13 protein-coding genes and 2 rRNA genes (1 of these 15 running past the window's edge) are annotated in these 21757 nt (G+C 72.2%); 6 read left to right on the top strand and 9 right to left on the bottom strand.

What is annotated here, in order from left to right; translation table 11 throughout:
* Positions 1-5 precede the first annotated feature (5 nt).
* The 6 genes from pgsA to HUT16_RS24735 form a co-directional block, all read right to left on the bottom strand.
* The gene (gene pgsA / locus HUT16_RS24760) at positions 6-638 is read right to left on the bottom strand and encodes a CDP-diacylglycerol--glycerol-3-phosphate 3-phosphatidyltransferase (RefSeq protein ID WP_176190262.1); all 633 of its coding nucleotides are present in this window, start codon (positions 636-638) and stop codon (positions 6-8) included.
* On the bottom strand, positions 635-2125 hold the full coding sequence (rimO, locus tag HUT16_RS24755; RefSeq protein ID WP_176190261.1) for a 30S ribosomal protein S12 methylthiotransferase RimO: 1491 nt from the start codon (positions 2123-2125) through the stop codon (positions 635-637). The genes pgsA and rimO overlap by 4 nt, the downstream gene beginning before the upstream one ends.
* Before the next feature lie 82 nt (positions 2126-2207).
* A complete protein-coding gene (locus HUT16_RS24750; protein WP_254897973.1) occupies positions 2208-3065 on the bottom strand; it encodes a RodZ domain-containing protein in 858 nt (285 codons plus the stop codon).
* A 157-nt stretch (positions 3066-3222) separates the two neighbouring features.
* Positions 3223-5934, bottom strand: coding sequence for a DNA translocase FtsK (locus HUT16_RS24745; protein WP_176190259.1), 2712 nt, complete (start codon positions 5932-5934; stop codon positions 3223-3225).
* Between the two features lie 121 nt (positions 5935-6055).
* Positions 6056-6691 (bottom strand): two-component system response regulator, encoded by a 636-nt coding sequence (locus tag HUT16_RS24740; RefSeq protein ID WP_176192855.1) that lies wholly within the window; start codon positions 6689-6691, stop codon positions 6056-6058.
* A gap of 202 nt (positions 6692-6893) precedes the next feature.
* Positions 6894-11366, bottom strand: a complete 4473-nt coding sequence (locus tag HUT16_RS24735) for a HAMP domain-containing protein (RefSeq protein ID WP_176192854.1) — start codon at positions 11364-11366, stop codon at positions 6894-6896.
* A 541-nt stretch (positions 11367-11907) separates the two neighbouring features.
* On the opposite strand from HUT16_RS24735, the gene HUT16_RS24730 reads away from it, so the two are divergent.
* The 6 genes from HUT16_RS24730 to HUT16_RS39330 all read left to right on the top strand — a co-directional run bounded on the left by HUT16_RS24730 (position 11908) and on the right by HUT16_RS39330 (position 18813).
* Entirely contained in the window at positions 11908-14457 is a 2550-nt protein-coding gene (locus HUT16_RS24730) for a SpoIIE family protein phosphatase (RefSeq protein WP_176190258.1), read from the top strand.
* Positions 14458-14767: 310 nt separating this feature from the next.
* On the top strand, positions 14768-15322 hold the full coding sequence (locus tag HUT16_RS24725; RefSeq protein WP_176190257.1) for an acetate uptake transporter: 555 nt from the start codon (positions 14768-14770) through the stop codon (positions 15320-15322).
* Between the two features lie 179 nt (positions 15323-15501).
* Entirely contained in the window at positions 15502-15891 is a 390-nt protein-coding gene (locus tag HUT16_RS24720) for a GntR family transcriptional regulator (RefSeq protein WP_176190256.1), read from the top strand.
* Positions 15888-16784 (top strand): ABC transporter ATP-binding protein, encoded by an 897-nt coding sequence (locus tag HUT16_RS24715; protein ID WP_176190255.1) that lies wholly within the window; start codon positions 15888-15890, stop codon positions 16782-16784. Before HUT16_RS24720 ends, HUT16_RS24715 begins: the two co-directional genes overlap by 4 nt.
* Complete coding sequence (locus HUT16_RS24710; protein WP_176190254.1) at positions 16781-17800, top strand: ABC transporter permease subunit; 1020 nt, start codon at positions 16781-16783, stop codon at positions 17798-17800. The genes HUT16_RS24715 and HUT16_RS24710 overlap by 4 nt, the downstream gene beginning before the upstream one ends.
* A gap of 131 nt (positions 17801-17931) precedes the next feature.
* A complete protein-coding gene (locus HUT16_RS39330) occupies positions 17932-18813 on the top strand; it encodes an ArsR family transcriptional regulator (RefSeq protein ID WP_176190253.1) in 882 nt (293 codons plus the stop codon).
* A 33-nt stretch (positions 18814-18846) separates the two neighbouring features.
* On the opposite strand, the gene HUT16_RS24700 is transcribed toward HUT16_RS39330, so the two are convergent.
* From HUT16_RS24700 to HUT16_RS24690, 3 genes are all read right to left on the bottom strand, one after another.
* Entirely contained in the window at positions 18847-19719 is an 873-nt protein-coding gene (locus HUT16_RS24700; RefSeq protein WP_303392098.1) for a phosphatase PAP2 family protein, read from the bottom strand.
* Between the two features lie 79 nt (positions 19720-19798).
* Positions 19799-19915 (bottom strand): 5S ribosomal RNA (rrf, locus tag HUT16_RS24695).
* Between the two features lie 81 nt (positions 19916-19996).
* Positions 19997-21757 (bottom strand): 23S ribosomal RNA (locus HUT16_RS24690) (it continues 1345 nt past the right edge of the window).

Below are 21757 nucleotides of genomic sequence, written 5' to 3'. Positions count from 1 at the left end.
CGGCCTCACTCACCGCGGCGCTCCCTGGCGATGCCCTCGCGGCGCAGCCGGACGGCCTGCAGCACGTAGTCGAGGCCGGTGGCGAGGGTGAGGAGCACCGCGACGCCCATCACCACGGCCCGGGCGGTGGCCAGCGGCCCGGTGAGCACCAGGACGTACATGCCGACCGCGGTGCCCTGGGCGAGCGTCTTGGCCTTGCCGCCGCGGCTGGCCGGGATGACCGCGTAGCGGATCACCCAGAACCGCATCAGGGTGATGCCCAGCTCGCGGGCCAGGATGACCGCGGTGACCCACCAGGGCAGGTCGCCGAGCAGCGACAGGCCGATCAGGCCGGTGCCCATGATCGCCTTGTCGGCGATCGGGTCGGCGATCCGGCCGAAGTCGGTGACCAGGCCCTTGCGGCGGGCCAGCGCGCCGTCGAACACGTCGGTGATCATCGCGATGGCGAAGGCCGCCCAGGCGAAGGCCCGCCACTCGGGGTCGTGCCCGCCGCCGGCGAACAGCAGCGCGGCGAAGACCGGGACGAGCACCAGCCGGAACATGGTCAGCACGTTGGCGATGTTCCACACGCCGGGCTGCGGCGGGACGGCCGCCGGGGTCGGCCGGGTCGCGGCCGGGGCCCCCGGCCCCTTGGTCATACGTCGGCTCCGGCGAGCTCCGCGGCCGCGACCTCGACCTCGGCGTCGGCGTCGTCAGCGGCCTCGGCGACCAGGTCGACGCCCTCGGTGCCGATCACGACGGCCCGGTAGAACCGGCCGACCACCGCGTCCTCGACGCCGAGCAGGGTGGTCAGGCCGTCGGTCTCCGGGGCCTGGTGGGCGGCGCGGCCCTCCACCACCCCGTCCTCGACCGACTCCACCAGCACGGTGACCTCGCTGCCGATCCGCTGCTCGGCGCGCTGCGCGGTGAGCTCCTCGGCGAGCTTGGAGAGCCGGGCGACCCGGTCGTCGACCACGTCCTGGTCGAGCTTGCCGTCGTAGCCGGCCGCCTCGGTGCCGTCCTCGTCGGAGTACCCGAACACGCCGATGGCGTCGAGCCCGGCGTGGGTGATGAACCGTTCCAGCTCCGCGTAGTCCTCCTCGCTCTCGCCGGGGAAGCCCACGATGAAGTTGGAGCGGGCGCCGGCCTCCGGGGCCTTGGCCCGGATCGACTCCAGCAGGCCGAGGAACTGCTCGGTGGAGCCGAAGCGGCGCATCCGGCGCAGCACGGCGGGCGCGGAGTGCTGGAAGGACAGGTCGAAGTAGGGCACCACCTTGTCGGTGCCGGTCATCACGTCGATCAGGCCGGGGCGCATCTCGGCGGGCTGCAGGTAGCTGACCCGGACCCGCTCGATGCCCTCGACGGCGGCGATCTCGGTGAGCAGGGTCTCCAGCAGGCGGATGTCGCCGAGGTCCTTGCCGTAGGAGGTGTTGTTCTCGGAGACCAGGACGACCTCGCGCACGCCCTGCCCGGCCAGCCAGACCGCCTCGCCGAGGACGTCGGAGGGGCGGCGGGAGATGAACGAGCCGCGGAAGGCCGGGATGGCGCAGAACGAGCAGCGGCGGTCGCAGCCGGAGGCGAGCTTGATCGAGGCGACCGGGTTGTCGTCCAGGCGCTTGCGCAGGGTGCGCGGGCCGGAGGCGGGGGCCAGCCCCTCGGGGAGGTCCTCGGGGGCGCCGTGGCCGGGCAGCGCGACCTCGGCGGCGGCGGCCTGCCGTTCGACCGGGGTGAGCGGGAGCAGCTTGCGGCGGTCGCGGGGGGTGTGGGCCTCGACGTGGCCGCCGGAGAGGATGGTGTTCAGGCGGCTGGAGATGTCGGCGTAGTCGTCGAAGCCGAGCACGCCGTCGGCCTCGGGGAGGGCGTCGGCGAGCTCCTTGCCGTAGCGCTCGGCCATGCAGCCGACCGCGACCACGGCCTGGGTGCGGCCGTGGCCCTTGAGGTCGTTGGCCTCCAGCAGGGCGTCGACGGAGTCCTTCTTGGCGGCCTCGACGAACCCGCAGGTGTTGACGACGGCGACGTCGGCCTCGCTGGCGTCGTCCACCAGTCGCCAGCCGTCGGCCTCCAGTCGCCCGGCGAGTTCCTCGGAGTCGACCTCGTTGCGGGCGCATCCGAGCGTGACCAGGGCGACAGTGCGGGTTTCAGGCATGACGCCAAGATTAACGCGCGCCCCCCGGTGGAGTTCCCCCCGGAGGGCGCGCGCGTTGCCACGGCGGGCGGATCGTCCCGGTTCAGCCCGCCTGCGGGTCGCCGGGGGTGTAGGTGAGGTGCACGACCTGCCCGTCCTGTCCGGCCGGGCCGAGGTCCTTGCCGTTGACGAACAGGTGCACGGCGCCGGCGTTGCCGATCACCAGGGTGATCTTCTTGGCGTCGGTGAAGGTCTGGTCCTGGCCGGCTTCCAGGTTGTTGGAGTACAGCGACTTGCCGTTGCCGTCCTTGGCGGTGACCCAGCTCTTGTCCTGCCCGGCGACCAGCTTGACGGTGACCTTGTCGGCGGGCGCGGCGGCGATCGCGGCGACGCTGCTCTCGGGGGCCGGCGGCTGCGCGGACGGGGAGGTGGTGGCCGGGGCGGAGACGCCGGAGGGCAGCGGGGCGCTGGCCGCGCCGGGCTGGTCGCCGCCGGAGGACGAGGAGCCGACCAGGTTGTAGCCGATCAGCGCGACCACGGCGAGGATCGCGACGACCATCGCGGCGGTCCAGTTCGGCCGGTTGTGGTCGCGGACCTTGATCGGGCCGGGGTCGACCAGCTGGCCGGCCGGCCGGGCGGGGGCCCCGCCGTGCTCGGCGTCGTAGCGGGCGACCAGCGCCTCGCCGTCCAGGCCGACCTCGCGGGCCAGCAGCCGCAGGTGGCCGCGGGCGTAGAAGGCGCCGCCGCAGCGCTCGAAGTCGTCGGACTCGATGGCGTGCACGATCGGCACCCGGATCCTGGTGCGGGTGCTGACCTGGTCGACCGTCAGGCCGGCGTCGATCCGGGCCCTGGAGAGCAGCCGCCCGATGCTCGGCCCGCCGGTGGCACGGCTCGACTCCTCGGCGGCGGCGGGCGCGGAGGAGTCGGGGGCGGAGCTGCGGGGGGACTTGCCGATGGTCACTGGGCACGCCTTTCGAGCGGAGGCCACCTGCTGAGGCACCAGTCTAGGGGTGGAGACGGAACGTTTCTCAACCGGAGGGGGCCCGAACGTGCCACAGTCTCGCAACAGAAGTTGACGGGCGGTCACGGCGGCTTCCGGCCGCGCGACCGCCCACCGCCTACCCCCGGAGGGCCAGCAGCACACCATCCAGTTCGTCCGGCTTGACCAGCACGTCCCGGGCCTTGGACCCCTCGCTGGGGCCGACGATGCCGCGGGACTCCATCAGGTCCATCAGCCGGCCGGCCTTGGCGAAGCCGACCCGCAGCTTGCGCTGGAGCATCGAGGTCGACCCGAACTGGGTGGTGACCACCAGCTCGGCGGCCTGGATCAGCAGGTCGAGGTCGTCGCCGATCTCCTCGTCGATCTCCTTCTTGGGGCCGCCGCCGACCACCACGTCGTCCCGGTAGCTGGCGGTCAGCTGGTCCTTGCAGTGCTGGACGACCTTGGCGATCTCCGACTCGGTGACGAACGCGCCCTGCATCCGGACCGGCTTGGAGGCACCCATCGGCAGGAACAGCGCGTCGCCCTTGCCGATCAGCTTCTCGGCGCCGGGCTGGTCGAGGATGACCCGGGAGTCGGCCATCGCCGAGGTGGCGAAGGCCAGCCGGGACGGCACGTTGGCCTTGATCAGGCCGGTGACCACGTCCACCGAGGGGCGCTGGGTGGCCAGCACCAGGTGGATGCCGGCGGCCCGGGCGAGCTGGGTGATCCGGACCACCGAGTCCTCGACGTCGCGCGGGGCGACCATCATCAGGTCGGCCAGCTCGTCGACGATCACCAGCAGGTACGGGTAGGGGGTCAGCTCGCGCTCGCTGCCCAGCGGGGGCTGCACGGTGCCGGCCCGGACGGCGGCGTTGAAGTCGTCGACGTGCCGGAAGCCGTAGGCCGCCAGGTCGTCGTAGCGCATGTCCATCTCGCGCACCACCCACTGGAGGGCCTCGGCGGCCTTCTTCGGGTTGGTGATGATCGGCGTGATCAGGTGCGGGATGCCCTCGTACGCGGTCAGCTCGACCCGCTTGGGGTCGACCAGCACCATCCGGACCTCGTCGGGGGTGGCGCGCACCAGCACCGAGGTGATCAGGCAGTTGATGCAGGAGGACTTGCCCGCGCCGGTGGCGCCGGCCACCAGGACGTGCGGCATCTTCGCCAGGTTGGCCATCACGGTGTGGCCCTCGACGTCCTTGCCCATGCCGACCACCATCGGGTGGGTGTCCTCGGCGGCGGTGCGCGAGCGCAGCAGGTCGCCGAGGGTGACCATCTCCCGGTCCCGGTTGGGGATCTCCACGCCGACCGCGGACTTGCCGGGGATCGGCGAGATGATCCGCACGTCGGGGGTGGCCACCGCGTAGGCGATGTTCTTGGCCAGCGCGGTGATCCGCTCGACCTTCACGGCGGGGCCGAGCTCGACCTCGTAGCGGGTCACCGTCGGGCCGCGGGTGAAGCCGGTGACCTTCGCGTCGACCTTGAACTCGGTGAACACGCCGCTGAGCTGGGCCACCACGTCGTCGTTGATCTGGGAGCGGGCCTTGGCCGGGGCGCCGCGCTCCAGCAGGTCGAGGGCGGGCAGCGCGTAGGTGACGTCCCCGGAGAGCTGGAGCTGCTCCATCCGGACCGGGGCCTCGCCGTGACCCGCGGGGGCGCCCGGGGCGCGGGCGGCGGGCACCTCGGGCGTCCAGGGCTCCTCCGGCGGCGCGGTGTTGTCCTTGACCTCGCCGAGCATGCTGGCCACCGCGGGCGAGCCGGGCACGCCGTACAGCAGCGCGCCGTCCAGGTCGGCGGCGACGCCGGCCGCCAGGTCGCGGGTCTGGTACGGGTCCTTCTCCAGCGGGAGCGGCTCGGTGGGCTCCGTGCCGTCGGCGGGTTCGTCGGCGCCCTTGCGGCGGCGGCGCCGGCGGCGGGCGGAGAGCTCGTCGCTCTCGACGGTGATCGGCAGCGCGTCCGGGTCGGCGTCCTCGGGCGGGGCGGTGGAGTACTCCCGCTCCCCGGTGACCGGGTCGACGCCGGCCTCGTCCTCCTCACCGGGCAGCGGCTCGACCACGCCCAGCCGCACGCCCAGCTGCCGCAGCCGCTCGGGAATCCGGTTGACCGGGGTGGCGGTGACCACCAGCAGGCCGAAGAACGCCAGCAGCAGCAGCAGCGGGACGGCCAGCGGCGGGCCGGCCGCGGCCATCATCGGGGTGGACGCGGCCCAGCCGATCAGGCCGCCGGCCTGCCGGATCCTGGTCGCGCCGGCGCCCATCGCGGGGCCGCCGCAGCCGATGTGCACCAGGCCCAGCACGCCGACCACCAGGGTGCTCAGGCCGATCGCGATCCGGCCGTTGGCCTCGGGCACCTCGGGGTGGCGCATCAGCCGGACGGCGAGGGCGCCGAACAGGAACGGCACCAGCACGTCGAGCCGGCCGAACAGGCCGGAGACCACGCTGGTGGCGGCCCCGCCGAGCCAGCCCTGCGGGCTGAACCACGTCCCCGCGGCGGTCACCAGGGCCAGCGCCAGCAGCAGCAGCGCCACGCCGTCCTTGCGGTGCTCGGGGTGCAGGTTGCGGGCGCCGTGGCCGAAGCCGCGGAACACCGCGCCCACCGAGTGCGCCAGGCCCAGCCAGAGGGCCCGGACGGCCCGGAAGAGTATCGGCCGCTTCGGCGGGGGCGCCGCCGGGGGCGGCGGCGCCTTGGGCGCGGCTTTCCTGGCCGGGACGGCCTTCTTCGCCGGGGCCTTCTTGGCGGGCGGCTTGGGCGCGGCCCCCTTCGCGGGCGCCTTCTTGGCCGGCGCGCTCCTGGCCGGCCCGGGCTTGCCGGTGCGGGCGGCGGCGCTTCCGGGCGTTCGTGTGGCCATGGGGGGCAGCCTACCGGCGCGCCCCGGCCCCGGACATGTGCGGTCGCCCTTCGGCGGGTTGTGTCGCAGACGCGCCGTCAGCCGCCCGGGAATCACCCGGACGGATGACGCCGACGGTCCGTCAGCCGGAGCCCGGGCGCAGCGCGTCGAGCGCCCCGCGCAGGCCGGCGATCTTCCGCTCCAGGTGGGCGGCGGTCGCCGCGGCGGGGCCGTCGGAGCCCGCCTCCAGTTGCTTGGTGAGCGCCTCGGCCTGCTCCTCGACGGCGGCCAGCCGGGCCGACAGCTCGCCCAGCAGCGCCCCGCCGATGGCCGGCTCCGCCCCCGCCTCCAGCTGCAGGCGCAGCAGCGCGGCCTGCTCCTTGAGCTGGGTGTTCTTCTGGTACAGGTCGACGAAGACGGAGACCTTGGCCCGCAGCACCCACGGGTCGAAGGGCTTGGAGATGTAGTCGACCGCACCGGCCGCGTAGCCGCGGAAGGTGTGGTGCGGACCGTGGTTGATCGCGGTCAGGAAGATGATCGGGATGTCCCTGGTCCGCTCCCGGCGCTTGATGTGCGCCGCGGTCTCGAACCCGTCCATGCCGGGCATCTGGACGTCCAGCAGGATCACCGCGAAGTCGTCGGTGAGCAGAGCTTTGAGCGCCTCCTCGCCGGAGGCGGCGCGCACCAGGGTCTGGTCGAGCGCGGAGAGGATCGCCTCCAGGGCGAGCAGGTTCTCCGGACGGTCGTCGACCAGGAGGATCTTCGCCTTCTGCACCAGGACCCGCCCTCCTGCCGGTTGTTTCCCGAGGGCCGGCACCTTCGTACCGCCCATCACTGCCCCGGTCATGCTAGCCGTACCCCCTTGCCCGCCACAGGCCCGGTGCCGGGCGTCACCGTCCGGTCACTGTTGGCAACGAGCGGTGACCCTACCGGGTTCCCGCCCGCGGGGGCCAGCCGGGAGGGGCCCCCGCGGGTGGCGGTCACCTGACGGGCAGGTGCTGGCGCATCACCGCCAGCAGGTGGTCGGTCTCCACCGGCTTGGTGATGTGGTCGGTGGCGCCCGCCTGGAGGCTCTTCTCGCGGTCGCCCTTCATCGCCTTGGCGGTCAGCGCGATGATCGGCAGGCCGGAGAACCGGGGCATCCGGCGGATCTGCTCGGTGGTCGCGTAGCCGTCCAGCTCGGGCATCATGATGTCCATCAGCACCAGGGCGACGTCCTCGTGCTGTTCGAGCATCTCGATGCCCTCGCGGCCGTTCTCGGCGTACAGCACGGTCAGGCCGTACTGCTCCAGCACGCTGGTGAGGGCGAAGACGTTGCGGATGTCGTCGTCGACGATCAGGACGCGCTCGCCGTCGAAGCGGGGCGGGGTGCCGGCCGCGGCGCGGACGGGCTCGCCCTGGCGCGGGACGGTCTCCTCGGCGGGCGCGCCGCGCGGGGTGTCGGCGGGGCGGCGGCGCTCCGCGGTGGAGCGGCGGCGCTCCTCGACCAGGCCGCGGGCCTCCTGGGTCCACTGCTCGGCGGGCGTGCGGGGGGCTTCGAGGGCGCGCGGGGCGCCCCCGCGCTCCAGGGTGACCGGTTCGGGTCCCTCGCTGCGCAGCGGCAGGTAGAGGGTGAAGACCGAGCCCCGGCGGATCTCGCTCTCGACGTGGATCTCGCCGCCGAGCAGCCGGGCGATCTCCCGGCTGATCGACAGGCCCAGGCCGGTGCCGCCGTACTTGCGGCTGGTGCCGCCGTCGGCCTGCTTGAACGCCTCGAAGATCTCCCGGAGCTTGTCACCGGGGATACCGATGCCGGTGTCGGAGACCGAGAAGGCGATCAGCGGCTCGTCCGGGTCGGTCATGGTGCCGGACTCCAGCAGCTGCTCGCGCACGTGCTGCGGGATCTCCTGGCCGGCCACCGGGCGGATCATCAGCTCGACCGCGCCGGCGTCGGTGAACTTCACGGCGTTGGACAGCAGGTTGCGCAGCACCTGCTGGAGGCGCTGCTCGTCGGTGTGCAGGGTGACCGGCAGGGCCGGGGAGACCCGGACCGCGAAGTCCAGGTTCTTGTCGGCGGCCAGCGGCCGGAACGCGGCCTCCACGTAGTCGACCAGCTGGACGAGCGCGATCCGGGCCGGGCGGACGTCCATCTTGCCGGCCTCGACCTTGGACAGGTCGAGGATGTCGTTGATCAGCTGGAGCAGGTCGCTGCCCGCGCCGTGGATGGTCTCGGCGAACTCGACCTGCTTGGCGGAGAGGTTGCCCTCGTTGTTGTCGGAGAGCAGCTTGGCCAGGATCAGCAGCGAGTTGAGCGGGGTGCGCAGCTCGTGCGACATGTTGGCGAGGAACTCGCTCTTGTAGCGGGAGGCCTGCGAGAGCTGCTCGGCGCGCTCCTCCAGGATCTGCCGGGCCTCCTCGATCTCGATGTTCTTGATCTCGATGTCGCGGTTCTGCTGGGCGAGCTGCTCGGCCTTCTCCTGGAGCTCCTCGTTGGTGCGCTCCAGCTCCTCCTGGCGGGCCTCCAGCTCGGCGGAGCGCATCGAGAGCTCGGCGGTCAGCCGCTGGGACTCCAGCAGCAGGCCCTCGGTCTTGGTGTTGACCGAGATGGTGTTGACGGTGACGCCGATCTGGTCGGCGATCTGGTTGAGGAAGTCCAGCGCGACGGTGGTGAAGCTGGAGAAGGTGGCGAGTTCGATCACGCCGAGCAGCCGGCCCTCGAACAGCACCGGCATCACCACCACGTGCGCCGGGGAGGACTCGCCGAGGCCGGAGGAGATCTTCAGGTAGCCGGGCGGGGTCTCCTTGAGCACGATCGGCCGCTTCTCCACGGCGGCCTGCCCGATCAGGCCCTCGCCGAGCCGGAAGGTGGTGGGCATGGTGCGCCGGTGGTAGCCGTAGGAGCCGATCAGGCGCAGCACCACGTCGTTCTCGTCGTCGTCCTCGGTGACGAGTTCGGCGGCCCGGCCGGCGGGCTGGGCGAGGAAGAAGGCGCCGTGCTGGGCGGAGACCACCGGGGTGAGCTCGCTCATGATCAGCGAGGCGACGGCGGACAGGTCGCGGCGGCCCTGCAGCAGGCCGGACATCCGGGCCAGGTTGGACTTGAGCCAGTCCTGCTCCTTGTTGGTCCGGGTGGTCTCGCGCAGGTTGGCGATCATCTGGTTGATGTTGTCCTTGAGCTCGTCGAGCTCGCCGGACGCGTCCACGTTGATCCGGGGCGACAGGTCGCCGCGGGTGACGGCGGTGGCGACCTGGGCGATCGCGCGCACCTGCCGGGTCAGGTTGTTGGCGAGCTCGTTCACCGACTCGGTGAGGTCCTGCCAGGTACCGGCCACGCCGGGGACGCGGGCCTGGCCGCCGAGCCGCCCGTCGGTGCCCACCTCGCGGGCGACCCGGGTGACCTCGTCGGCGAACGCGGAGAGCTGGTCGACCATAGTGTTGATGCTGGTCTTGAGCTCCAGGATCTCGCCCCGGGCGTCGACGTCGATCTTCTGCGAGAGGTCGCCGCGGGCGACGGCGGTGATGACGAGCGCGATGTTGCGGACCTGGCCGGTGAGGTTGTTGGCCATCAGGTTGACGTTCTCGGTCAGGTCCTTCCAGATCCCGGCGACGCCGGGCACGCTGGCCTGGCCGCCCAGGATGCCGTCGGTGCCCACCTCGCGCGCGACGCGGGTGACTTCGACGGCGAAGGCCGACAGCTGGTCGACCATGGTGTTGAGGGTGTCGGCGAGCGCGGCGACCTCGCCGGCCGCGTCGATGGCGATCTTCTTGGACAGGTCGCCGCGGGCCACCGCGGAGGCGACCTCGGCGATGTTGCGGACCTGGCTGGTCAGGTTGGACGCCATCAGGTTGACGTTGTCGGTCAGGTCGCGCCAGATGCCGGAGACGCCGGAGACCCGGGCCTGACCGCCCAGGATGCCGTCGGTGCCGACCTCGCGGGCCACCCGGGTCACCTCGTCGGCGAACGCGGACAGCTGCTCGACCATGGTGTTGACGGTGGTGACGAGTTCGCGGATCTCGCCCTTCGCGTCGACGGTGATCTTCTTGGAGACGTCGCCGCGTGCCACCGCGGTGGTCACCTCGGCGATCGAACGCACCTGGCTGGTCAGGTTGTTGGCCATCAGGTTCACCGAGTTGGTGAGGTCCTTCCAGGTGCCGGAGACCCCGGGCACGCTGGCCTGGCCGCCGAGGATGCCCTCGGTGCCGACGTCCCGGGCGACCCGGGTGACCTCGTCCGCGAACGCCGAGAGCTGGTCGACCATGGTGTTGATGGTGTTCTTCAGCTCCAGGATCTCGCCCCGGGCATCGACCTGGATCTTCTGCGACAGGTCGCCCTTGGCGACCGCGGTGGTGACCTGGGCGATGCCGCGGACCTGGCTGGTCAGGTTGTTCGCCATCGAGTTGACGTTCTCGGTGAGGTCCTTCCAGACCCCGGCCACGCCCGGCACCTGGGCCTGCCCGCCGAGGATGCCGTCGGTGCCCACCTCGCGGGAGACCCGGGTGACCTGCTCGGCGAACCCGGACAGCTGGTCGACCATGGTGTTGATGGTGTTCTTCAGCTCCAGGATCTCGCCCCGGGCGTCGACCTCGATCTTGCGCGAGAGGTCGCCCTTGGCGACCGCGGTGGTCACCTCGGCGATGTTGCGCACCTGCGCGGTCAGGTTGGCCGCCATGAAGTTCACCGAGTCGGTGAGGTCGCGCCACACGCCGGCCACGCCCGACACCTGCGCCTGGCCGCCGAGGCGGCCCTCGGTGCCCACGTCCCGGGCCACCGTGGTGACCTGCGCGGCGAACGAGTTGAGCTGGTCCACCATGGTGTTGACGGTGTTCTTCAGCTCCAGCATCTCGCCGTCGACGTCCACGGTGACCTTGCGCGACAGGTCGCCGCGGGCCACCGCGGTGGTCACCTCGGCGATGTTGCGCACCTGCGCGGTCAGCCGCCCGGCCATGGTGTTGACCGAGTCCGACAGGTCCTTCCAGGAGCCGGAGACGCTGCGCACCCGGGCCTGGCCGCCGAGCTTGCCCTCGGTGCCGACCTCGATCGCCACCCGGGTCACCTCGTCGGTGAACTCGGAGAGCTGGTCGACCAGGCCGTTGACGGTCCGGCCGACCTTCAGGAACTCGCCGCGCAGCGGGTAGCTCGCCCCGGTGGTGTGCAGCGAGCGCAGCTCCATGCTCTGCGTCAGGTCGCCCTCGGCGATCGAGGACAGCACCCGGCCGACCTCGGCCATCGGCCGGGCCAGGTCGTCGATCAGCGCGTTGCAGTTGTCGACGGCCGCCATCCAGGCGCCCTCGCCGATGCCGCTCTCCAGCCGCTCGGACAGCCGGCCCTCGCGGCCCACCGCCCGCCGCACCCGGGCCAGCTCGCCGGTCAGGTGCTGGTTGCGCTCGGCGACCTCGTTGAACACCGCGGCGATCTCCGCCAGCAGGCCGTCACCGGGGAAGGTCAGCCGGCGGCGGAAGTTGCCGTCGCGCATCGCGGTCAGCGCGGTCAGCAGCTTGCGCAGCTCCGCGGGCTCCGCGCCGCGCCCCTGCCCCGGGCGCCGCCCGCCGCCGGCCCGCGACGGCGGCACCGGGCGGGCGCCGCGCGCAGCGGCGGTCGTCGTACCGGACACGTCCTTGGTCGCCGAACTCAACGGGGCCCTCCCAGGTCCTGACTCGGTTCACCGCCGCGGGAGGAGAGGCGTCCGGCCGTCGCTCCCGCGCCGTCCCGTTCGACCGTACTGCGGCGGTGACGGCACGCGGACCCCCCAGTGTGACAGCACTGGCATCCAGTGTCGGACCGGTTGCGGAGGGTTTTCCCGGCGACCAGGGAAAGTGGTGAACGAAATCACTCCCAGGGACCTGTTTCGGCGCCCGGGGCCCACGGGGTACCAACCGGAAAGTAGGGTGGAGGGCCGCACCGGGCCCGGGCGGCGCCGTCCGGCGTCCGTCGCACCGCCCGGGCACCGTCCGAACCGCCCGAAACCGTCCGCCCCAGCCGTCCGTCGGACCAGCAGCAGCAGAGGAGACGTGGCCGTGGTCACCGCGCGCGCAGCCGCCACCTTCGAACCGGTCGACCGGTCGGCCGCCGCGGCCCGCGGCTTCGTCCGGGACGCCCTGCTCGGGTGGGGCGTGCCGGAGGTGGTGGACGACGCCGTGGTGCTGGTCAGCGAGCTGGTCACCAACGCGGTGGTGCACGCCGGGACGGCCGCCGAGGTGGCCTGCCTGCGCGAGGAGGACACCGTCCGGATCGAGGTCAGCGACCGGCACCCCGAGCGCGGCCTGCCCTCCTTCGCCAACGTGACGATGAACTCCGAGCGGTACGCCGACCCGGACGGCGAGGGCGGCCGCGGCCTGCTGATGTGCTCGGCGCTGTCCAGCAGTTGGGGCGTGGAGTACGCGGCCGGCCGCAAGACCGTGTGGTTCCGCCTGGCGCTGCCCGAGCAGCACCCCGGCACCCGGTACGCGCTGCCCAGCCTGCCCGGCGGCGAACTCCCGACCGCGGACGGGCCGGTGCGGGTCGCCGTGGTCCAGCTCGACGACCACGGCCGGGTGCGGCACTGGAACGCCGACGCCGAGTCGCTCTTCCACCGGCCCCCGGACGCCGTGTTCGGCCGCCCCTGGGCCGAACTGGCCGTCTGGCCGCAGACCCCCGGCCTCGGCCTCGGCGACACCCTGCGCCTGGCCCGCTGGGAGGGCTCGTACGCGGTGCGCGGCGGCGACGGCGCGGTGCAGGAGGTCTACGGCACGCACGTGCGGCTGCGCGACAGCGCGGGCACCCCGACCGTGCTGTGCCTGCTGGTGCGGGAGGCCGACCGCGCGGTGCTGCGCACCCCCGGCACCCCGGGCGCCGCCGTGGAGGGCGCCACCACCGCCGTCGAACCGCTGGACCTGCTGGTCGGCCCGGTCTCCCCCGACGACCTGTCCAGCCTGCTGCAGCGGATCGTCGAGCGCGCCCGCGACCTGCTCGACGCCGACGCCTCCTACCTGCTGCTCACCAGCGAGGACGAGACCGAGTTCGAGCTGCGCGCCGCGACCGGCCTGGCCGGCCCGTCCCGCCGCTTCTCCCGGCTGCCGGTCGACGGCGGCGCGGGCCGCTTCGACTCGGCCCGGCTGCCCGCCGTCCACGAGGACCTGTCGGTCCGCCCGACCGGCGCCGCCCCGCTGCTGGACGGCACCGAGCTGCGCTCGCTGATCACCGTCCCGCTCAAGGTCGAGGGCCGGCTGACCGGCTCGCTCGGGGTGGCCGCGGCCGCCCCCGGCCGCTACGACAACGAGGACGCGCTGCGCCTGCAGTTCGCCGCCGACCGGATCGCGCTGGCCCTGGAGAGCGCCCGCCTCGGCGAGCTGGAGCGGCTGCGCCGCGGCTCGCTGTCCTTCCTGGTGGAGGCCTCCGACCTGCTCGCGGGCACCCTGGAGCACGAGCAGACGCTCGCCCTGATGGCGCAGATGGCCGTCCCCACGCTCTCCTCCTGGTGCGCCGTCTACACCACGCCGGACCAGGCGACGGACGCCGAACTCGCCTTCGTGCTGCACGAGGACGAGGACCGGATCGACGCGCTGCGCGCCCTGCTCGACAAGTCGCCCGTCCCGGCGGCGGAGCCCAGCCCGGGCGCCCGCCCGTGGAGCGCGCCCGCCGAGACCGCCCGGGCGATCGGGCACCCGGTGGGCGCGGAGCTCGGCGAGACGGTGGTGCTGCCGCTGTCCGCCCGCAACCGGGTGATCGGCCTGCTGGTGCTCGGCACCCGGCGCGGCGTCCGGTTCCGCCAGGAGATCCTGGAGCTCGGCGAGGACCTCTCCCGCCGGGCCGCCCTGGCGCTGGACAACTCGCGCCTGTACTCCGAGCGCACCGCCACCAGCCAGGCCTTCCAGCGCGCCCTGCTGCCGCCCGAGCTGCCGAAGATCCCGGGCGTCGAGGTGGAGGTCTTCTACCAGGCCGCGGGCGAGGGCAACGAGGTCGGCGGCGACTTCTACGACCTGTTCCCGATCCGCGAGGGCACCTACGGCTTCGCGATCGGCGACGTCTGCGGCACCGGCCCGGAGGCCGCCTCGGTCACCGGCCTGGCCCGCCACTCGCTGCGCCTGCTGGCCCGCGAGGGCCTGAGCGCCCCGCAGGTGCTCACCCGGCTGAACGCGGCGATCCTCGACGAGGGCAGCCGGGCCCGCTTCCTGACCCTGCTGTACGGCGAACTGACGCCCCGCGAGGACGGTTCGACCGTGCTGTCGCTGGTCTGCGCCGGCCACCCGCTGCCGCTGCGGCTGCGCACCGACGGGCAGGTCGACCAGGCCGCCTCGCCGCAGCCGCTGCTCGGCGTGATGGACGAACTGGAGCTGACCGCCGAGGAGTTGGTGCTCGCCCCGGGCGAGGTGCTGCTGTGCGTGACGGACGGCGTGACCGAGCGCCGGGAGGGCCGCCGGATGCTCGGCGACGACGGCCTGGCCGAGGTGCTGACCGGCTGCGCGGGCCTGACCGCGGGCGCGGTCGCGGCCCGGGTGCAGCGGGCGGTGGAGCGCTTCGCACCCGAGCCGCCGTCCGACGACATGGCGATCCTGACCCTGCGGATCCCGACCCAGCGCCAGGGCTGACCGGGCGCGGGGCCGGCCCGCTGTCACGACCGGACCGGCCCCGCACCCGAACTAGTCACGGTTTGCTCACACTTGCTCATCCTGCGTGATTCACAAGCGTACAAAACGCGGGAGCCGGGTACATCGTAAGCACCGGGGGCTTCCACCCCGGAGGGCACGACCGGCGGCTCGGCCGCCGGTTCTCTCACTCGCCGCAGCCGCCGCACCCTCTCTTCGGTGCGCCCACGACCCGGCACCCGGCACCACCTTCACCCACCCACTTTTCACCGTGATCCCGCCATGCCCTGGCGCGGAGTGAAAGGAGCCTCCGGTGAGCAACGAAGCCCCCGGGGCGAACGCCCGATCCGCTGACGCGGGTCCGCTCGGTTACCTGGCCCTCGGTCTGACTCTGCTGGCGTACGGCCTGCTCGGCACGGGTGTCCTCAGCGGCACCTCGGCCGGCGGCGCCTCCTCGCTGGCCCACCTGGTCGGCGGTGTGACGCTGTTCGTCGCCGGCCTCTGGCAGTTCCGCGGCGGCGACCGCTTCAGCGGCACCGCGTTCACCGCCCTGGGCGCCTTCTGGGCGACCTGGGCCGCCGCCGGCCCGGCCGGCAAGAACACCGCGGGCCTGTTCCTGCTGCTGTGGGCGCTGCTGGCGCTCACCCTGACGGCCGCCTCCTGGGGCGCCGGCCTGCTCACCCGCGCGGTGTACGGCCTGCTGACCGTCTCCCTGGTGCTCAGCGCCATCGGGGCGTTCGGCGACGCCTCCGGCTGGGGCAAGGTCGGCGGCTGGGTCGCCGCCGCGGCCGGCCTGGCCGCCTGGTACTCGGCCACCGCCGAGCTGACCGGCGGCCGCTGGGGCCGGGTGGCCTTCCCGGTCCGGTAACCACCCGCCACCGCAGCGCAGTTCACGCACCACCGCTCGTCCCGGAGCCCGGACGCCACCCCCACGGCGCCCGGGCTCCGGCATGTCCGCAGGTCAACTCCGGATTGCGATCATTGACTTGACAGGAATGACGGCCCTTCAGTTCTATAGTGCTAGGAACCTAGATAAATGAGGTTGCGGTGATCGAGTTCCACATCGAGCCCCGGTCCGGCGTCGCCCCCTACCTGCAACTGGTCCACCAGGTGCGGCAGGCACTGCGGCTGGGCCTGCTGTCCGAGGGGGACCGGCTGCCCAAGGTCAAGGAGGTCGCGGCCAAGGTCGCGATCAACCCCAACACCGTGCTCAAGGCGTACCGCCAGCTGGAGAACGAGGGGCTCGTCTCCCCCAAGCCCGGCGTCGGCACCTTCGTCAGCGGCACCCTCGGCGCCCCCGCGGTATCCGAACACGAGCCGCTGCGGCGGGAGTTGAGCCGCTGGCTGGCCGCCGCCCGGGCCGCCGGGCTGGACGAGGAGTCCATCGAGGCGCTGTTCCGCCAGACCGTCCGAAGTCCCCCCGAAGAGGAGCGATGACCGCGATCGTCGAAGCCCGGGCGCTGCACAAGCGCTACGGCCGCCGCCCGGCCCTCACCGACTGCACGCTGAGCGTCCCGGCCGGGAGCGTCGTCGGCCTGGTCGGCCCGAACGGCGCCGGGAAGTCCACCCTGCTCCAGCTCGCCTGCGGCCTGCTCACCCCCACCGCGGGCACCATCGAGGTGTTCGGCGCCCCGCCCGGCCAGCTCGCCCGGGTCGGCTTCGTCGCCCAGGACACCCCGCTCTACCCGGCGCTCACCGTCGCCGACCACCTGCGGCTGGGCGCCCGGCTCAACCCCCGCTGGGACGCCGCCCTCGCCGAGCGCCGCGTCCGGCAGGCCGGGCTCGACCCCGCCCAGAAGGCCGGCCGCCTCTCCGGCGGCCAGCGCGCCCGGCTCGCCCTCGCCCTGGCCGTCGCCAAACGGCCCGAACTCCTGCTGCTGGACGAGCCGGTGGCCGCCCTCGACCCGCTGGCCCGGCGCGCGTTCCTGCAGGGCCTGATGGAGTTCGTCGCCGAGGCCGAACCGCAGGCCACCGTGGTGCTCTCCTCCCACCTGCTCTCCGACCTGGAACGGGTCTGCGACCACCTGATCGTGCTCGCCGACTCCCGGGTCCGCGCCCAGGGCGGCATCGACGACCTGCTCGCCACCCACTTCCGGCTCACCACCGCCCGCCGCGCCGCCGACACCCTGCCCGCCGCCCTGCACGTCCTGCGCGCCGAGCACACCGAACGGCAGAGCACCTTCACCGTCCGCGCCGAGGCCCCCGTCGACGACCCGTCCTGGGTGATGGAACCGCTCGGCCTGGAGGACCTCGTCCTGCACCACATGTCCGCCGCCGCGGCCCCCGAGGACGCCGCCGACCCCCGCCCCACCCCGGAGCCGCAACGATGACCTGGCTGACCTGGCGCCAGCAGCGCGCCCAGTTCCTCACCGCCGCCGCCGCACTCGTCCTCGCCGCCGCCTACCTGCTGGTGGACGGCGTCCGGCTGCGGCACGGGATGCACGGCCTACCCGCCGACTGCGGCCCGAACCGGTGCTTCGACCTGGAACGGCTGATCAGCAGCAGGCGCAACACCTGGCTCGCCGCCGACGCGCTCGTGCTGCTCGCACCCGCGCTGATCGGCGCCTTCTGGGGCGCCCCGCTGATCGCCCGCGAACTGGAGACCGGCACCCACCGGATGGTCTGGAGCCAGAGCGTCCCCCGCGGCCGCTGGCTGGCCGCCAAGCTGCTGCTCACCACCGCCGCCGCGGTCCTGGTCACCGGACTGCTCAGCCTGCTGACGACCTGGTACGCCGCCCCGTTCGACCGCTTCGACCACAACCGCTTCCAGCCGCTGCTGTTCGACCTCCGCGGCCTCGTCCCGCTCGGCTACGCCGCCTTCGCGGTCGCGCTCGGCGCCTGCGTCGGCCTGTTCCTGCGCCGCACCCTCGCCGCGGCGGCCGTCACCCTGGCCCTCTTCGCCGCCGTCCAGGTCCTGGTGCCGCTGGCCGTCCGCCCGCACCTGCAGCAGCCCGTCCACGAACTGGCCGCCCTGAACAAGGGCCCGGCGGCCTCCCGGAGCTCCCTCGTCGGCTTCGAGACCCCGGACGGCCGCCTCGGCCCCGACTCCCGGATACTCGCCGGCTTCGACGTCCCCGACGGCTGGGTGCTCTCCGGACGCACCCCGCTGCCCGTCCGCGACGCCACCGGCCGTACCCTCACCCTCGGCACCCAGCCCTGCCCGAGCTCCGACCGGCTCCCCCCGGACAGCGCCTGCCTGGCCGGAGCCGACCTGTACGTCGCCGTCGACTACCAGCCGGCCGACCGCTACTGGACCTTCCAGCTCGCCGAGACCGGCCTCTACCTCGCCCTCGCCGCGGCCCTCGCCGCCCTCACCTCCTGGGGCCTGCGCCGCCGCCTCGGCTGACCGGCCGGGTGGACGGGAGGGGCGGTCGGAGCCGGACCGCTCCGACCGCCCCTCCCGTCCACCCGGCACCTCCCGCATTCCCCTGCCCCGTTCACCTCCGGTTGCTACTGTCTGCGTGCGGAGGGGGGCGCATGGGTCAGTGGCTGGTGGGCACGGAGTGCCTCGCGAGGTGCCGTTTCGCGCTCTCGCCCCTGGTCGAGACGGTCGCCGCGGTCGGCGTCCTCGCCGAGATCCGCCCCGAACCGTGGCGCCGCGGCTGGCTCGCCGCCCACCAACCCGCCTTCCGGGCCCACCTCGCGACCACCCCGGACCCCGCCCGCTGGCTCACCGCTCGCCACCCCGCCGACTGGCCCGCCGAACTGCGCCTGCCCGTGCCCGACCCGGACGCCGACCCCCGCCTGCTCGACCTCACCGCCGCCGACCTGCCCCCCGCCCTCGCGGAACTCCTCGACTGGACGTGGCAGCACGTCGTCCGCCCCGAGTGGCCCGCCCGCCTGCGCGCCCTCCGCACCGACCTCACCACCCGCCGGGAACGCGCCGAACGGCACGGCTGGCCCGCCGCCCTCCCCCAGCTAGGCCCGCAGCACCGCTGGCTCCCCGACGGCCGCCTCCGCCTCACCGCCCCCGAGCTCCCCCCGTCCCCGCACCCCGCCCCCGAGCTGCTGTTCGTCCCGACCAGCGCCCGCCACGGCTGGCTCTGCCCGGACGAGTCGCGCGCCCGCATCGCCGTCGTCTACCCGACCTCCGCCGCCCCCGTCCCCGGCCTCGGCCGGCGCACCCCGCCCGCCAGCCTGGGCCGACTGCTCGGCAGCGCCCGCGCCGCGCTCCTGACCGGCCTCGACCACCCCCGCGACACCACCCAGCTCGCCGCCCTCACCGGCCTCGGCCCGGCCGCCGTCGACGACCACCTCGCCGTCCTGCTGGACGCCCGTCTGGTCGCCGGCACCACCACCCCCGGCCGCTACTACCGCACCGCGCTCGCCGAGGCCCTGCTCTCCGCCCAGCCCGGCTGACCGGCCGCCCCGGCCCGGCCGCTGAACTTCCCCTCAGCCCTGCCGCACCGCGCTGCGCTCCCGCTCCCCCGACTCCTCCGCCACGGCCGGCGCCCCGCCGTCCTTCTGCCGCCACCCCGACACCGCCGCCTGCACCAGGTACACGGTCAGCAGGATCGCCACCGCGACCAGCCCGTCCGCCCAGAAGTGGTTCGCCGTCACCACCACCACCCACACCGTCACCACCGGGTGCAGCACCACCAGCCAGCGCCACGGCCCGCGCGCCACCGATACCACCGCCACCGCCACGATCACGCACCACGCCACGTGCACCGAGGGCATCGCCGACAACTGGTCCGCCACCACCCCCGCCACCGCGCTGCCGTACACCGACTGCCCGTACTGCTCCGCCAGGTCGACGAACCCGTTCCCCGGCAGCATCCGCGGCGGCGCCACCGGAACGAACTGCACCAGCAGGCACACCGCGGTGGTCGCCACCACCGTCGTCCGCACCCGCGCGTACTGCGCCCGGTGCCGCAGGAACAACCACAGCAGCACCACCAGCATCACGCCGAAGTGCATGGTCGCGTAGTAGTAGTTCGCCCCCTGCACCAGCCACGGGTGCCCCACCACCGCCCGCTGCCAGGACACCTCGTCCGGCAGCCCGAGCTCCCCCTCCGTCCGGTGGATCCACTCCGCCCGCTCCAGCGCGTGGTCCGTGCCCAGCAGCGACAGGTGCCCCACCACCTGCCACAGCGCGAACAACGCCAGTAGCGTCCCCGCCTCCCGCAGCACGTCCGCCGCCGCCCGCCGCCGCCCCTCCCCGCCGGCCCGCCGAGCCGCTCCCCGCCTGACGGTGAACGCCGCAGCGTACAGCGCCGCGGAGGCGCCGGCCGAGGTTTGCCACGTCAACGTCAGGTTCTGCATTGGCGCAGGCTACCCGTCCGCCCCCGGAAACGCGAGAAAGCCCCCTGACTTCCCGTCAGGGGGCTTTCTCCCAATGATTGTTCGGCGGCGTCCTACTCTCCCACAGGGTCCCCCCTGCAGTACCATCGGCGCTGTGAGGCTTAGCTTCCGGGTTCGGAATGTAACCGGGCGTTTCCCTCACGCTATGACCACCGAAACACGGTGAAACCGTGCACCGCCCACCCCGTACGGGGGTGGGGGTCGTTGTTTCAGAACAACACAGTGGACGCGAGCAACTGAGGACAAGCCCTCGGCCTATTAGTACCGGTCAACTCCACCCCTCACAGGGCTTCCATATCCGGCCTATCAACCCAGTCGTCTACTGGGAGCCTTACCCTCTCAAGGAGGTGGGAGTGCTCATCTCGAAGCAGGCTTCCCGCTTAGATGCTTTCAGCGGTTATCCCTCCCGAACGTAGCCAACCAGCCATGCCCTTGGCAGGACAACTGGCACACCAGAGGTTCGTCCGTCCCGGTCCTCTCGTACTAGGGACAGCCCTTCTCAACACTCCTACGCGCACAGCGGATAGGGACCGAACTGTCTCACGACGTTCTAAACCCAGCTCGCGTACCGCTTTAATGGGCGAACAGCCCAACCCTTGGGACCTACTCCAGCCCCAGGATGCGACGAGCCGACATCGAGGTGCCAAACCATCCCGTCGATATGGACTCTTGGGGAAGATCAGCCTGTTATCCCCGGGGTACCTTTTATCCGTTGAGCGACGGCGCTTCCACAAGCCACCGCCGGATCACTAGTCCCTACTTTCGTACCTGCTCGACCCGTCAGTCTCACAGTCAAGCTCCCTTGTGCACTTACACTCAACACCTGATTGCCAACCAGGCTGAGGGAACCTTTGGGCGCCTCCGTTACCCTTTAGGAGGCAACCGCCCCAGTTAAACTACCCACCAGACACTGTCCCTGATCCGGATCACGGACCCAGGTTAGACATCCAGCACGACCAGAGTGGTATTTCAACGTCGACTCCACCCGAACTGGCGTCCGGGTCTCACAGTCTCCCACCTATCCTACACAAGCCGAACCGAACACCAATATCAAGCTATAGTAAAGGTCCCGGGGTCTTTCCGTCCTGCTGCGCGAAACGAGCATCTTTACTCGTAATGCAATTTCACCGGGCCTGTGGTTGAGACAGTCGAGAAGTCGTTACGCCATTCGTGCAGGTCGGAACTTACCCGACAAGGAATTTCGCTACCTTAGGATGGTTATAGTTACCACCGCCGTTTACTGGCGCTTAAGTTCTCAGCTTCGCCCGACCGAAGTCGGACTAACCGGTCCCCTTAACGTTCCAGCACCGGGCAGGCGTCAGTCCGTATACATCGCCTTACGGCTTCGCACGGACCTGTGTTTTTAGTAAACAGTCGCTTCTCGCTGGTCTCTGCGGCCACCACCAGCTCGGGGAGAAAATCCCGTCACCAGCAATGGCCCCCCTTCTCCCGAAGTTACGGGGGCATTTTGCCGAGTTCCTTAACCACAGTTCACCCGAACGCCTCGGTATTCTCTACCTGACCACCTGAGTCGGTTTGGGGTACGGGCCGCCATGAAACTCGCTAGAGGCTTTTCTCGACAGCATAGGATCATCCACTTCACCACAATCGGCTCGGCATCAGGTCTCAGACTATGTGCTGCGCGGATTTGCCTACGCAACGTCCTACACCCTTACCCCGGGACTACCACCGCCCGGGCTGGACTACCTTCCTGCGTCACCCCATCGCTCACCTACTACAGGCTCGGACCGGCGGCTCCACCACGTCCCATCGTCCGAAGACTCCGGGCCGGCTTCACGGCCTTAGCATCACCTGGTTCGACGTTGGCGCTTCAAAGCGGGTACGGGAATATCAACCCGTTGTCCATCGACTACGCCTGTCGGCCTCGCCTTAGGTCCCGACTTACCCTGGGCAGATCAGCTTGACCCAGGAACCCTTGGTCAATCGGCGCAAGAGTTTCCCACTCTTGTATCGCTACTCATGCCTGCATTCTCACTCG

This window comes from Kitasatospora sp. NA04385 (genome assembly GCF_013364235.1).
Taxonomy (GTDB): Bacteria; Actinomycetota; Actinomycetes; order Streptomycetales; family Streptomycetaceae; genus Kitasatospora.
The sequence above is the reverse complement of the archived record's forward strand: the minus strand, read 5'-3'. Positions and strand labels throughout refer to the sequence as shown.